The following is a 13,395-nucleotide window of genomic DNA, read 5'->3' on the forward strand; positions in this document are numbered from 1 at the left end:
TCATTTTAAACGTGCATTCGCTTGCTCAACTCATTCTTTATAGCTTTGCCGTGGCGAAGCAGAACAGACCAGAACATGATGAAGCTGAACAGAACAGACAGCCAGCTGGGCAGATCGATGACGACCCAATCCATTTGTATGAAAAGGAAAGGGATGAAGCCTACTAAGGCTGCCAGCTGAAGGTACAGAATATAGTCGCCTGCCTGTAGCCTGACGACTTGTATCACCACAAACATCGCCAGCAGGGCAGAAATACACAGAATCGGTATCACGAAGGTCAGTGACCAGCCGAGCCAGCCGAGGATATAGTCAAAGTACACGCTTAATAGAGAGAAGAGAAAGAGAATGTAGACGATCCCTTTTACGATATTCCGCCGCTTTCTAATCAGGACCAGTACCATCATCCAGGTGACCATCAGTCCGAATAGCACGAACTCAAGTCCGAAAAAGCGGAAGCGCCAGATCGACTGACTGATGAAGTAAATCAAAATGACCAGTAATGACACTAGCGTCAGTGACTGCTTGACTTTTCTCCTCTGGAACCTCAGACCGACTTCCGGAAAGGATGTAGACGGGCTTCTCTTTCCTGATTCAATCAATGGTGTGTCGCATAACGGACAGGCATTCCAATTATCCAGCACATCGACCTGACATTCAGGACACTTTTTCATCACTCAAACTCCTCTCTTGTTACCTTGTTGACATCCAGCTGGATATCAAGCCCTTCGCCGGACAGGTATCTGATAAATCGTTTCTGAATATCCGTTTCGATGAATGGACTGGTGAACAGAATATTGAGTTTATCCTTATAACTGTTTACGCAGAACTGAGGTCTGACGACTGCCGTGTAAAAATTGATATTCTCCACGTATGGTTCAACCATTTCAGGGAGTGATAATTTCCCAAGGTTGGACATCGCTACCGTTATTTTCCGGTTCGTATAGAGGCTGACCCATTTTAGCACCAGGTCCTTGATCGGCCTAAACACGACACGAATGGCCGGATGAAATTCAAAGCCGATGAACCGTTTCAGACGTTTTTCAATAGCTTCAGGTTTGATTTCCTTCTTCAGCTGCTTATCGATCTCCTGACAGATGTCTTCGATATTATATGGCTGATTCTTTTTAAAGGTATACGCCATCAAAGTCGTACTGAAAAAATTTCTGACTGAAAAAGACGGATAGAATTGTCTCAAATTGACCGGTATCGAAACAGTGACGGTGTCCTCTTCTTTTTTCTCATCAATCGATTCGTAGACGGATATCATAAAGATAGCCGTCAGATATAAGGTCAGTGATACCTTGTGCTTCTTAGACATAGCCAGTACATCTTTGACCTGTGTGGTTATCTCAATAATTCGTGGACGGTGATCGGGTGTGATTGTGCCTTTAACTCTGTGTACATTTGAATAGTCAGTCTGTTCTTCATACGGCTGAAGACTTTTCTCGATGTTGTCCGCTTCCTTATACGCTTCTTCAAACGGTTCCCGAGTAGGTACGTTCTCACGCTTCTTCTTTTTCTTTCTGAAGTAGCGGTTGAAACTGTCTTCCAGATCCTGTTTCTGTCGAGGCGTACGCTCAGAGTCTTTCCCAAAGGCTTCCGGATGTCTTAAGCGGGTGTATTCTGTTATCAGGTCTTCAAAAAACCACATCGCTCCCGTTCCATCAGTCAGTGCATGAAAGACTTCGATATGGATACGGTTTTCATTATAAATCACCCTGAACAGCAGTTCTTTCCGGTCATAATGATAAATGGCCGTACAGGGCGGCATGGTTTCAGGCTGGACATACGGAATCTTTTCAGTGTGTTCCAGATAGTACCAGAAAATCCCCCGTCTCATGACGTTCTGAAAGAGCGGGTAACCTTCATAAACTTTGATCAGTGCTTTCTGAAGGGAGGCCGGATCAACTTTTTCAGACATTTGTGCCGTAAAACGAAAGACTTTAGTATCCACATCCGTACGTGCAGCTAAAAAGATATTCGAGGCATTGTCCAGTCTGACCCAATTTTTCTTTTCCATGCCTCTGCCTCCTCCTTATGATTGATTTAAAAATGAATCGATTGCTGCAAAGGTCTCTTCGACCGGTTCAGTGAATTTAGGATAAGTGATGAACCCGTGTACACTGTTATTGACCCGATGAATTTTAGCGGTGTTGCCTGCTTCTTCCAGGGCTCTGGCGTATGCCTCCCCTTCGTCCCTAAGCGGATCGAATTCTGCGGTTATGACCAGCGTATCAGGCTGATTCGACAGATCCTCAGCCATCAGTGGTGAAATCGTCTGGCTCTTGCGTATATCTTCGTCAGGTGCATATAGTTCCATATACTCCTGAATTTTCTTGATGGTCAGGCCATAATCGTAGCCATTGGTCCGAATCGATTCGAACGGCGATGCTTCGGTGTGATCCCAGTACGTCACTGGATAAATGAGGATTTGCCTTGAAGGCAGACGCTTCTTTTTATCTCTCAACAACAGTGAGACGGCAGCTGCTAAGTTGGCTCCTGCAGAGTCTCCCATTAGGATCCAGTCCGGTTCGTTCTCATCCAGCTTCGTCATCAGCACTTCAGCCACTCTCAGACAGTCATCCAGTCCTGCCGGATACGGGTGTTCCGGTGCGAGCCTGTAATCGACTGAGTAGATGATCCGCCCCATGCTGTCCGCCAGATTCACACATGGACGTGTGTATGTCTCGATATCTCCAATTACCCAGCCCCCACCATGAAAATAGATCACCGGCTCATCATACTTCTTTTCTTTAGGATAGAAAATCCTGACAGGTATCTCGTGATCATCTGCTGTCGCATAAATTCTCTCATCCATAATTCGGTAGGTCGGCTTAGGCTGTTTAGAAAACAATCTCTGCATGCGCCGGATGGTCTGGTAGTCCTCTTGAATATCTATTTTTGGTGAAGAGGCCAGCCTCAATATAAATTTAAACAGTGGATTCATTTTTTCTCCTCATGGAACTGAACTTTTTAACAGTTTACCATATATCGAACCGGTCCTGATAACCCGAGTCGATATAAGTACACCCTCATTTTACCTTAATTACCCTGCTTTAAGAAGAGTTATAGCGAGTAACCGCCCTGTTACGTGCAGACTGAACCGGTGATGGAGCGGACAATTGCAGGTAAGCGAGAAGTGCCGGATAAAGTGATTGTGTCCAAGGTGGACTTACAGAAGGTTGAAAAAACAATTAATCACGCTAGACAAGCACAATGGATCTCAGAGACAGAATTGCAAGATGAGCGACAAGAAAATAAACACTTGAAAAAAGCCTTGAGTGACGAGAGAAAACAGTAAGATTATTGGCGAAATGCATGGAACGAGTTGAATGAGCGAGTGGAAAAATCACTCAAACCACTCACAAGGAGTTTGGAGAAATTCAAAGACTGGTCGTTTGAAGCATTTGAAAGACTTGGATACAAGCGGGAAGAGATTACAGAAACGTTTGAAGGCGAGATGGAAGAAAAACAGCAAAGAAAGAGAGAGCAGCGTCGGAGAAACGATTTTGATATGGAACGCTAGCGGTTTTTGCCATTACACTGAAAAAGCCGAGAGCTACCCAGTGAACTGTTCACTCTGTGTAGCTTTCGGCACGAAAATACGCAATGGCAAAAATCAGGACGTCCAGGTGGAAGGGTGAAGATTTTTTGAGTGACCTTCTCAAAAAATACGACCCGTGCCTTGACTTCCTGAAGCTTTAACAGCTTACTCTACACCAGGTCTTATCACTCTGGTTGCAGAGGTGCTAGGGTTTTAAGGGAATGCAATTCCCTTAAGGTCTTTTTTGTTCTATTGGTTTTGGGGTTTTTTAGGTTTGAAAAGGCTAAAATTCGGCGTTAGTCGAATCATTTCGTTAGTATCAAATCCCATTCAATCAATATTTTTTACAAAACTTGTGTTTTCAGGGTCTGTCAGCTTATTAATAACGTCATTTTTAATAGAAATACCATCTAATCCATAGACCATGTGATTTAGTCCAGCAAAATCTACACGAATCATTGAATGGTCTACATTCATTAATTTAGCGATCCCCATCTCTGTACCTATAGGAACATTGCATAGTCCAATCACTTTTGATAAATTACTATAACGTAATAACGCTTCAGTAATTATTCCTGCCAGATTAATAAAATTGATTAGCCAAGCATTAGAACAATACTTTTCAATATCTTCAGCAATACTAAGCATAGTTGGAATTGTACGGAACGCTTTAAACATTCCGCCCGGACCTTTGGTTTCTTGTCCAATAATATTATATTTTAAAGGAATACGTTCACCTTTAGCTCTTGCTTCAAGCAAGCCTACTCTGAACTGAGTTGTTACAGAATCAGCATCCTTCAACGCTTTTTTTCTATTCAAAGTCAAAAATATCTTTATAGGAAGTCCAACTTTTTCAACCATTCTTTTAGCTAAAACTCCAACAATTTCTAGTTTCTCTTTGCCCTAATTAATATCTACAAGCCAAAGCTCATCAACTGGAAATTATTCATAACGCTTAAAACCTTCTATTAATTCTGGCGTATAACTTGATCCTCCACCAATTGTTACGACTTTTAAATTAGACATATTATCCTCCGGATTGAAATCACTAATTTTCATACAACAGAAACTTCTGCCATGGTTCAATTAAATCAAGCAGAAACAGTTCATCCTCATCTACCCTTCCAATCACGTTAGTTTTTCCAGAATTTTCCATATCTTTTAGAGCTATCTGAAGTTCACCGGCATAATGAGCGTAAAGGCTGCTTTCAATTATAATGTCTCCTCGTTTAATAGGTTTAGGATTAAACACCTTAAAATGATGTCCTTTGTATTTAACGCGACTCTGGGTAGAGCGAATCATAAAGTCTGAAACGTCCCCTCTGTTAAAGTGGAACTCATCTAAAACTATTTTTTTCTCTAAAGCAGGAATACCATCGTCCAAGTGTACTTTTAATTTTAGTAACTCCGGATTTAATTTAGACAACAACTCAAGCTCCTCATCGGAGGCAAATGCATTTGCTATAATTACATCGTCAATAAGACCTGTGGCAAATAAATGTTTAGCCTGCACATCAATTGGTAGAGTTCTATGGTTTTCCAAGGTACACAACCCTTCACTCACCGGCCAAGGACCTATTTCAGCAGCTTGAGAGTTAACAAAAGCTGCTGTCTTAATTCCTAAATCTCTAAATTGCTTAGATGTTTTCATAAAGTGATCATGAGACAAACCAGAATAACGATGGGGATAGAAATTGTGGCTTCCTATAATATTTTTCATATTCGGTTTGTATTTCATAACGTTATCAATATACTTCGCACCTGTACTCATATTGATTTCAATTTTCAAATCATACGGGTTAAATGTCATCATTGATTCTTCATTACCTGAATAACTCATGTCTAAGCGAATACCACTGGCACCCGTATCATTGAAGAATGATAAATCTTTATAAGAAATATCCAATTGGTCAAACACTCGTGGGCTCACATCTAGAATAGTTTCCATGCCTAAAGAGTTTCCATGCTCAATAATATTTTTAAATTCTTTTAAAATTTCTTCTTTGCTTTTTTCAACCGATAATAGACAAGTAAAAATTCTATTGAATCCATATTGACTTGCTTTATTCATATATTCAACGTTATCTTCAAAGCTTGTATGTTCGGGATAAATAGAAATACCTAGTCTTTTCATAAAAATCTCCTTCATAATTAATTTGGATATGTTATGGATCCTAAAACAACTTCTTCTTTCGCGCCAGTTACATTTGGGATATTACCCGGCATCCGATTAATTGTCTGATTCCCTAAGACAACAAACGCAATAGCCTCTTTGGCATCTGAAGAAAACCCTAAATCCTCTTGTCTCTTCACTATTATTGCTGTATCCGATAACAAATCAGCAATAGTCTTTAATAACGTAACGTTATGAGTTCCCCCTCCGCCTATAATCAGATTATCTACTTTATACCCTTCACCTATAATATCCTTAATATGTTTTACAATTGATTCAGCTGTAAAGTATGTCAAAGTATAGATAATGTCTTCCTTTTTACAATCATTATATTTTTCAATAAGTGACAAGGTATATTCTTTACCAAACTCATCTCGACCTGTTGACTTGGGAGTAGTTTTATTAATAAACCAGTGACTCATCAGTTCATCTATTAAATCAGGAATGAGCATGCCTTTACTTGCTATGTCTCCATTATTGTCAAAATTGATAGAGTAAAAGTGGCGGACAGCTTCATTAATCATCATGTTTCCTGGTCCAGTATCAAAGCCGAAAACCGGTTCTTCGCTTCTCCTTGATAAATAGGTTAAATTACTGATGCCCCCAATGTTTAATAAAATATTATCACGGCCATCTTTATATAAAATACTCTCGCTCTTAGGAACCAGAGGGGCCCCTTCACCTTTGGCAGCCATATCTTTGGACCTGAAGTTAGAAACAACTATAGCTCCTGTTTCATAGGCTATTATAGAAGGTTCACCAATCTGCATCGTTGACCGCCGCTTTTCTGGACTTCCTTCCGCCTCGTGGAAAACAGTCTGACCGTGTGATGCAACAAAGTCTAAAGTCTCTGCACTAATACCATTTTTCTTGCAAATATAATTGACTGCATTTGCATACTCATAGCCTAAATCAACATTTAATTCTGATACTTCTGAAAGTAAAACATGTTCTCCTGAAACTATTTTTTCAATTTCCTTCAATACTTCACCACTATAGGCACAAGTCTGAAAATCTATAACGTCTATTTCAGTGTCTTCATTCATACCACTGACTCTACATAAAACTACATCAATCCCGTCTAAAGATGTTCCAGACATCAAACCTACTGCAAGTCTACTACTATTTTTTTGCTGCTTAACTTTCTTATTAAAATACTGAACCGCAGCTGTGTTAGGTTCTTTAGGCTCGACAAAAGTAAAGTGATTGTCCTCTTTAAGTTTTGATTTAAGCAATTTAAAAACGAAAGATTTTGAACTTAAAACACCACCCATAACAGAGACGTTTATATTAAGAGGCGCTTGTAATTTTTCTCTGATTAACTTCACTTTACTATACAGAATGTTGACTATGTCCTCTATAATAACTCTTGAAAACACATCGCCCTTTTCGGCCTTCTGAATAACTATGGGCGCAAACTGAGCGATTTCACTTTTTTTATGTGAATAAATATACTTCTTAATATCGTCCATATTAGTCCCATCGATCTCAGTCAGAATCTCTCCTATGACTTCTACTTGAAGGTTTTCTTCCTCATAGACTTTAATAGCTTTTTTAATCGTTCGGATAACGATATCGTATCCGCTACCTTCATCACCTAGTAGGTGGCCCCAACCCCCAATTTTTACTGTCTGATTATTATTTCTACCATACAGAACGACTCCTGTGCCTACAACTAATAATATGCCATTGCCCATTGTGAAGGTACTATCAAAGGCAAGTTTATAATCAGTATTTACAGAAATTGGAACTCCATAAATTCTTTTTAAATAATCAGCAATCTCTTCTATATTATCAGACCTCATGCCGGCGATCCCTACTGCAATACCTTTCAAATTTTTTTCAGGATGTTTTTTTTCTATCTCAATAATGCTATTTTTGATGTTGCTCAATGCCTCAGACCAGTTAACACTGATATTACCCGGTCCTTTTTTTACTTCGTTCAATTTATTTTCATTTGAATCATATGCTATAGCAGTGGTTTTAGTTCCACCTGCGTCTACACCTATATAATAGTCCACTTAAACCGCCCTCACTTGATAATACGTTACGAAATTCGTCTACCAAACCCCGTTTTAGTTTTTCCGGTCTCAAGCATTTCTCGTGAAACTTCAAAAAAGTAAATGTTTGTCCAGATAAATAATACTATAAGTACCGTCCAGATTACAGGAGGTAAGGAAGGTGCTACTATCAAAGGAACGATAATGATAAAAGGCCCGAGGAAACCAGCAAACCACCTATTGGGCTTATATTTTGTTCTGAACTTTTTCACTACCCAAATGCCACTGATAAAAACGATTAGTAGTCCGAGCGCAAAAATTAAATATGTCATGTTCAGTACTCCTTTACTTCAAAAGTTTTTCAAAAATCGGCAACATTCTTTTAACCATCTGATGTTCCGCGATAGCCGTCATCATATGATCTTGCGCATGAATCATCAGTAGTCCTCCATCAATTTTCTCTCCTTGTACTTCACTCTGGATCAATTTTGTCTGAGCATTATGTGCATCATTCATTGTCTTTTCCGCTTGCTCAATCAGTTCATACGCTAGTTCAATTTTTCCGTCATTCACATTATCTAACGCCTGGTAAGTCAAATCACGAGCATCTCCTGCACTGGCAATTATTTCAAAAATCATCTGTTCAACATTCATAACTGTCATCTCCTGTAACTATAATTAGTAAAAAGAGGCTGATAGAATCAACCTCTCTTATTTTTTTATGCAGTCGCTGTTTTTGTATTTTTTGAAGTTTGTGAGTCATTTGAAACTTCTTCAGTCTCTTCTTCAATCATTTTCTTCTCGTATACTTTGAAGAATGGATAATAAATAGCTAATGCAACTAGAATGTTTAATAGAACTAAGAATACTGCTGCAAAGCTTCCTCCCGTCGCCATCCAGGCTCCAATAGGTGCAGGTAAGGTCCATGGTGCCATTACGGTAAACCCACTGACAAACCCTACTCTTACAGCAAAGTAAGAGATAGTTGTAGTTACAACAGGGGCTAAAATAAATGGTATAGCTAGAATTGGGTTCATTACGATTGGTGCACCGAATATCATTGGTTCATTAATATTGAATATACCTGGAACAATACTGAATTTACCAACTTGTTTTAAATATACAGATTTTGAGAATAAAAACAGTATTGCCAATGCTAAAGTTGCTCCTGCGCCTCCTACCCATACCAACCACTGATAGAATGGTTCCGGAGCAATGTATGGTAAACCACCTTCTCCGAAAGTCATACTTCCTCCTTCAGCGACTGCTTCTATATTAGCATCTAGCATAATTAACCATGCTGGTCGCATAACGGATCCTATAACTGACACGCCGTGTATTCCTGCAGCCCATAAAAGAGTTATTAATAAAACAGGAAGCATTACACCAAAATAATTATTTCCAGAAATTTCAATGAGTGGTGAGAATATTGACATCAACAATTCATTTATATCAAAGTTCAGCATTACGCGGACAATCCAAGCCAAGATAATTACAACTGTAGCTGGAAACAACGCTTCAAAAGAACGTGCAACTGATTCAGGCACCTGTTCAGGCATTGTTAATGTAAAGTTTTTAACCGTCATAAATCTCATAATTTCAACCGCAACAATCATAGACAAAATAGCTGTAAACATACCGGCTCCGCCGAGATTGCCCATCGGCAGTACCCACCCCATAGGAGCAGCTCCTTCTATTCCTGCTTCGACAGCCTCATTAATAACACCGTCAACGTTTAGTGGTACATTCATCATAAGGAACGTGGCGAGTGATAGGACCCCACCGGACACTCCATCAAGCTTATATGATCTAGCTAAACTGTAACCCATACCGTAAGCAGCATAGACACTCATCAGTCCAACTGTCATACGAAAAGGAATCATAATGTCTCCAACATAAGGAGCAACCATTTCTTGCAATGCTTCAACAGGTGGCTGTGCTATGATAATAAAGAACGACCCGACAATAATTAATGGTAATGTCGAGATAACACCATCACGAACAGCTTTTAAGTGTCTTTGCTCTGCAAGTCTAGCCATTGGAGGCATAAACTTTTCTTCTAACCAATTTAAAAACTTTTCCATCATAATGATTCAATCCTTTCTTTAATTTACTCCAGCTTGTATTTGTTTGATTAAACTAGGTGCTCCTAATGGTGTATAACCTCTTGGTGGAATGAGTTCACAAGGAACTCCTGCTGCATCTGCTGATGCTTTGTAATCTTTAAATCTATGTTTAACTTGTGGTGCAACTAGAGCATAATCGTAGTCGTTCTTAACTTCCTCTTCGAATTCTCCCGTACCTACTGCTTTGATATCTAAATCTACACCTTGCTTTTCTGCTTCCTGTTTGAGCGATTTCACTACAATCGCACTGGACATTCCACCTGAGCATACCATTAATACTTTCATTTAAGTTCCTCCTTTTTTATTAGTGAAATTATTTAATGCCTGTTTAACATGATCATCTGCCAATTCCAACTCTCTCATCGCGGTTTCTTTATCTACATTAAGTAAAATACTGACAATTGCTACCTTTACATTATAATTGCTTTTTTCTAAGGCCGTGACTGCTGCTTCTCGAGAGGAACTAGTGCTTGAGCGGACAATTTGAATCGCTCTTTCTTCTAACTTCTTGTTTGTTGGTTGCACATCTACCATAAGATTCTTATAAACTTTTCCTATGCCAACCATCGAGACCGTAGATATCATGTTTAAAATTAGTTTTTGTGCTGTCCCCGCTTTAAGTCTTGTTGACCCAGTTAAGACTTCTGGTCCTACAGAAACATCAATAGGAATATCACTCAACAGGCCAATTTCACTACTTTCGTTACAACTGATAGAAACTGTAGCTGCACCAACTTCATTTGCATAATTCAAACACCCTTTTACGTATGGGGTCCGTCCACTTGCTGCCAAACCGATAACTACATCCTTAGACGTTAAGTTAAGTTTCTGTAAATCATCACTACCCAGATTTTCACTGTCTTCTGCACCTTCAATCGCTTCAGTAAATGTCTCTTTACCACCAGCAATTAACCCTATGACCATTTCATTTGTCGTTCCAAAAGTTGGAGGACATTCAGCAGCATCCAATACTCCTAATCTTCCACTGGTTCCTGCACCAGCATAGATCAGGCGACCACCCTTTTTGAACTGTTCTACTACTGTTACTACCGCTTCTTCAATTTTAGGAATCACCTCCTTAATTACTAGAGGAACTTTTTGATCTTCCTCATTCATTATTGCAAGTGCATCATAATAGCTCATAGAGTCAAAATTCATTGTTCGTTCATTCTGCTTCTCGGTGGTCATTTTTGATAGATTAACCATCTTCGTAATTCTCCTTTCTCAATTGCGTTTTTTCTAGTATCTCGAGAGATTGCTCATATTGTTTGTTTACAAAGGCAGTGAACATAATATCTATCAAATTTAGCTGAGCAATTCGCGAAGACATAGCACCACTCCTGAAATCATATTCATTGGCTGCTACATATAAATTAAGATCAGCTAACTTTACTATAGGAGAATCCGAATACTTTGTAATCGATATAACTTTTGCTCCTGCCAGTTTCGCTTCATTTACACAGCTAATCATCTCTTTTGTTTGCCCAGAATAAGAAAGTACGATAGCCAAGTCCTTTTCGCTTATATTCTTAGCCATTAGTAATTGAGTGTGCCAGTCTTCACTTACATACGCCATCTTATTTATACGTATGAATTTCAGCTGAGCATCTTTCGCGACGATTAATGAAGCCCCTATTCCAAAGAAAATAAGTTTTTCACATTCCAAGATACTATCTACACAACGTTCCAGTAGGTCAGCATCTTGTAAGTCACTTGTTTCTTCTATTGAAAGGATATTCTTATGGCTAACTTTGTAAATAATCTCGCTCATTTTATCGTTACGTGTTATATTACTTATTTCTTTGGACTTGTAATTATCTCTAACAGCCAGCTCATATACTAGCGATTTTAAGAAAGTCTTGTAGCCGTCGAAGCCATTTTTTTTACATAATCTGATTATTGATGAAGGAGAAGTGTATGTTTCTTCAGCCAATTTATATATAGACATTTTAGAAACGCTTTCAGTATGTTTTAAAATAAAATTTATGATTGCTTCCTCGGTTGTTGTCGCCTCATCCAGATATTCTCGAAGCCTAATAGTCACCAATTCCATATATACTCTCCTTTTATATTTTGATAGTATCATTCTAAAACTTAGTGTCAATAAATCTTAATATTTATGAATCATTGTACCATATTGTGAACGTTTCCAATCTGTTCTGAAGAACTTTCTGAAACTCTGTATCTATACTTTTTATTTTTGGCTAAAATGTAGTTGAAACTTAATGAGTCAGGTGATTAAATGAGAAATATTGTTTTATAGTTAATGGATTTTGACAAACATGGCCGAATTATCTATAGTTATCTGGTATGACGGATCCATCACTTTAATTTAAACACCGTCATGTTACTTTACATATCATATAACCGTGTGGAGGACATTTGCGTGAAGAAAATCATCTTTATATTAATCATTTACCTTACTTATATCAGCCTTGGTCTGCCGGATTCACTCTTAGGCGTCACCTGGCCTGAAATGCAGTCCGACTTCCCTGTTCAGCAGAGTGCGGCAGGTATCATCTCCATGACCGTAGCTGCCTGCGGGGTGCTGTCCAGTCTGCAGACCGCTCGTCTGACCAGAAAACTTGGAACGGGCAAGCTTGTGTTCACTAGTGTGCTCCTGACTTCTTTAGGCTTGGCCGGATTCGCACTGTCCCGGCACTTTTACTTCCTGCTCGTTGTTGCGCTTCCGCTGGGATTAGGGGCCGGTGCAATCGACACCTCCTTGAACAACTATGTTTCAGAAAACCTTAAGGCTTACCACATGAACTGGCTTCATGCTTTCTGGGGTGTAGGCGCAACAGCCGGTCCTCTGATCATGGGTTTCACCCTCAGAAGTCAGTTCTCCTGGCGTGTCGGTTATGCTGTCATTGCCGGGATACAACTCCTGATTGCTCTCGTTCTTTTCTTCTCTCTTCCTATGTGGCAGAGCGAATCCACTGTCCGGGCTCAGGAAGATAGCCTGTCCCTTACACCGTCACTATTTAAAAAAAACAAGGCCATCGGTTACTCCCTTCTATCTTTTCTGATTTATGTATCGATTGAAGGAATCGTGTTCCTATGGGGGAGTACCTATCTGATCAATATAAAAGACCTGACACCGGCAACAGCCAGTTTTATCCTGTCCATCTTCTTTACCAGTCTAACGCTTGGACGAGTCGCTTCCGGCTTCGTTACCTTCTGGCTGTCTAATCAGAAAATTCTCTATTTAAGTATGGTCCTGCTGATAGTAGGTATCGGTGCCACTGCATTTGGAACTGATGCCTTGCTATACATCGGGCTGGCTCTAATCGGTCTGGGCTGTGCCGCGATTTTCCCGACAATGATGCATGAAACGCCTCGTCGCTTCGGTGATCAGCTCTCCAGTAGCATCATCGGGCTCCAGGTCGCATCCGGTTCCGTCGGCATCATTGCTGTTCCGCCTCTACTAGGTGTGGTGTTCCAGTCGATCGGCATTGATCTGTTTCCAGTCTTTCTTGCTGTACTGACACTCATGCTGTTCGTACTGACTGTACTGATCGACAGGACACATCAGAAGAACTTATAGGCACT

14 protein-coding genes and 1 pseudogene are annotated in these 13,395 nt (G+C 39.8%); 3 read left to right on the plus strand and 12 right to left on the minus strand.

Annotated features, from left to right (window positions below):
- Positions 1-5 precede the first annotated feature (5 nt).
- Genes ACYQ4S_RS00650 through ACYQ4S_RS00660 form a run of 3 tightly spaced genes read right to left on the minus strand, consistent with a single transcriptional unit; the run spans position 6 to position 2,947 of the window.
- Positions 6-671, minus strand: a complete 666-nt coding sequence (locus ACYQ4S_RS00650) for a DUF6320 domain-containing protein (RefSeq protein WP_459768685.1) — start codon at positions 669-671, stop codon at positions 6-8.
- Positions 671-2,020: an alcohol acetyltransferase gene (locus ACYQ4S_RS00655; RefSeq protein ID WP_459768687.1), complete on the minus strand. Its 1,350-nt coding sequence runs from the start codon at positions 2,018-2,020 to the stop codon at positions 671-673. The genes ACYQ4S_RS00650 and ACYQ4S_RS00655 overlap by 1 nt, the downstream gene beginning before the upstream one ends.
- 15 nt (positions 2,021-2,035) lie before the next feature.
- Positions 2,036-2,947: an alpha/beta hydrolase gene (locus ACYQ4S_RS00660; protein WP_459768688.1), complete on the minus strand. Its 912-nt coding sequence runs from the start codon at positions 2,945-2,947 to the stop codon at positions 2,036-2,038.
- A gap of 159 nt (positions 2,948-3,106) precedes the next feature.
- On the opposite strand from ACYQ4S_RS00660, the gene ACYQ4S_RS00665 reads away from it, so the two are divergent.
- The gene (locus tag ACYQ4S_RS00665) at positions 3,107-3,301 is read left to right on the plus strand and encodes a hypothetical protein (RefSeq protein WP_459768690.1); all 195 of its coding nucleotides are present in this window, start codon (positions 3,107-3,109) and stop codon (positions 3,299-3,301) included.
- Positions 3,302-3,373: 72 nt separating this feature from the next.
- Positions 3,374-3,526, plus strand: coding sequence for a hypothetical protein (locus ACYQ4S_RS00670; RefSeq protein WP_459768692.1), 153 nt, complete (start codon positions 3,374-3,376; stop codon positions 3,524-3,526).
- A gap of 348 nt (positions 3,527-3,874) precedes the next feature.
- On the opposite strand, the pseudogene ACYQ4S_RS00675 reads toward ACYQ4S_RS00670, so the two are convergent.
- From ACYQ4S_RS00675 to ACYQ4S_RS00715, 9 genes and pseudogenes are all read right to left on the minus strand, one after another.
- A pseudogene (locus tag ACYQ4S_RS00675) lies at positions 3,875-4,432 on the minus strand (family 4 glycosyl hydrolase); the annotation flags it as partial.
- A gap of 160 nt (positions 4,433-4,592) precedes the next feature.
- Positions 4,593-5,678 (minus strand): DUF871 domain-containing protein, encoded by a 1,086-nt coding sequence (locus ACYQ4S_RS00680; protein WP_459768694.1) that lies wholly within the window; start codon positions 5,676-5,678, stop codon positions 4,593-4,595.
- Positions 5,679-5,695: 17 nt separating this feature from the next.
- A complete protein-coding gene (gene anmK / locus ACYQ4S_RS00685; protein WP_459768696.1) occupies positions 5,696-7,738 on the minus strand; it encodes an anhydro-N-acetylmuramic acid kinase AnmK in 2,043 nt (680 codons plus the stop codon).
- 26 nt (positions 7,739-7,764) lie between these two features.
- Positions 7,765-8,049 carry a hypothetical protein gene (locus ACYQ4S_RS00690; RefSeq protein ID WP_459768698.1) on the minus strand — a complete coding sequence of 95 codons (285 nt, stop codon included), beginning with the start codon at positions 8,047-8,049 and terminating at the stop codon, positions 7,765-7,767.
- 13 nt (positions 8,050-8,062) lie between these two features.
- On the minus strand, positions 8,063-8,371 hold the full coding sequence (locus ACYQ4S_RS00695) for a PTS lactose/cellobiose transporter subunit IIA (RefSeq protein ID WP_459768699.1): 309 nt from the start codon (positions 8,369-8,371) through the stop codon (positions 8,063-8,065).
- A gap of 65 nt (positions 8,372-8,436) precedes the next feature.
- The gene (locus tag ACYQ4S_RS00700; protein WP_459768786.1) at positions 8,437-9,801 is read right to left on the minus strand and encodes a PTS sugar transporter subunit IIC; all 1,365 of its coding nucleotides are present in this window, start codon (positions 9,799-9,801) and stop codon (positions 8,437-8,439) included.
- A gap of 21 nt (positions 9,802-9,822) precedes the next feature.
- Positions 9,823-10,128: a PTS sugar transporter subunit IIB gene (locus tag ACYQ4S_RS00705; RefSeq protein ID WP_459768701.1), complete on the minus strand. Its 306-nt coding sequence runs from the start codon at positions 10,126-10,128 to the stop codon at positions 9,823-9,825.
- Entirely contained in the window at positions 10,129-11,049 is a 921-nt protein-coding gene (murQ, locus tag ACYQ4S_RS00710) for an N-acetylmuramic acid 6-phosphate etherase (RefSeq protein WP_459768703.1), read from the minus strand.
- The gene (locus tag ACYQ4S_RS00715) at positions 11,042-11,896 is read right to left on the minus strand and encodes a MurR/RpiR family transcriptional regulator (protein WP_459768705.1); all 855 of its coding nucleotides are present in this window, start codon (positions 11,894-11,896) and stop codon (positions 11,042-11,044) included. The genes murQ and ACYQ4S_RS00715 overlap by 8 nt, the downstream gene beginning before the upstream one ends.
- Positions 11,897-12,229: 333 nt before the next feature.
- Here ACYQ4S_RS00715 and ACYQ4S_RS00720 point away from each other — a divergent pair, with 333 nt between their 5' ends.
- Entirely contained in the window at positions 12,230-13,390 is a 1,161-nt protein-coding gene (locus ACYQ4S_RS00720; RefSeq protein ID WP_459768707.1) for an MFS transporter, read from the plus strand.
- The last annotated feature ends 5 nt before the right edge of the window (positions 13,391-13,395 follow it).

Source organism: Alkalibacterium sp. s-m-28, from assembly GCF_054658175.1.

What these genes read in the sequence shown, in the direction of transcription:
- ACYQ4S_RS00650 (WP_459768685.1), bottom strand. Translation starts at nt 671, where the DNA reads ATGAAAAAGTGTCCTGAATGTCAGGTCGATGTGCTGGATAATTGGAAT.
- ACYQ4S_RS00655 (WP_459768687.1), bottom strand. Translation starts at nt 2,020, where the DNA reads ATGGAAAAGAAAAATTGGGTCAGACTGGACAATGCCTCGAATATCTTT.
- ACYQ4S_RS00660 (WP_459768688.1), bottom strand. Translation starts at nt 2,947, where the DNA reads ATGAATCCACTGTTTAAATTTATATTGAGGCTGGCCTCTTCACCAAAA.
- ACYQ4S_RS00680 (WP_459768694.1), bottom strand. Translation starts at nt 5,678, where the DNA reads ATGAAAAGACTAGGTATTTCTATTTATCCCGAACATACAAGCTTTGAA.
- ACYQ4S_RS00690 (WP_459768698.1), bottom strand. Translation starts at nt 8,049, where the DNA reads ATGACATATTTAATTTTTGCGCTCGGACTACTAATCGTTTTTATCAGT.
- ACYQ4S_RS00695 (WP_459768699.1), bottom strand. Translation starts at nt 8,371, where the DNA reads ATGAATGTTGAACAGATGATTTTTGAAATAATTGCCAGTGCAGGAGAT.
- ACYQ4S_RS00700 (WP_459768786.1), bottom strand. Translation starts at nt 9,801, where the DNA reads ATGGAAAAGTTTTTAAATTGGTTAGAAGAAAAGTTTATGCCTCCAATG.
- ACYQ4S_RS00705 (WP_459768701.1), bottom strand. Translation starts at nt 10,128, where the DNA reads ATGAAAGTATTAATGGTATGCTCAGGTGGAATGTCCAGTGCGATTGTA.
- murQ (WP_459768703.1), bottom strand. Translation starts at nt 11,049, where the DNA reads ATGGTTAATCTATCAAAAATGACCACCGAGAAGCAGAATGAACGAACA.
- ACYQ4S_RS00715 (WP_459768705.1), bottom strand. Translation starts at nt 11,896, where the DNA reads ATGGAATTGGTGACTATTAGGCTTCGAGAATATCTGGATGAGGCGACA.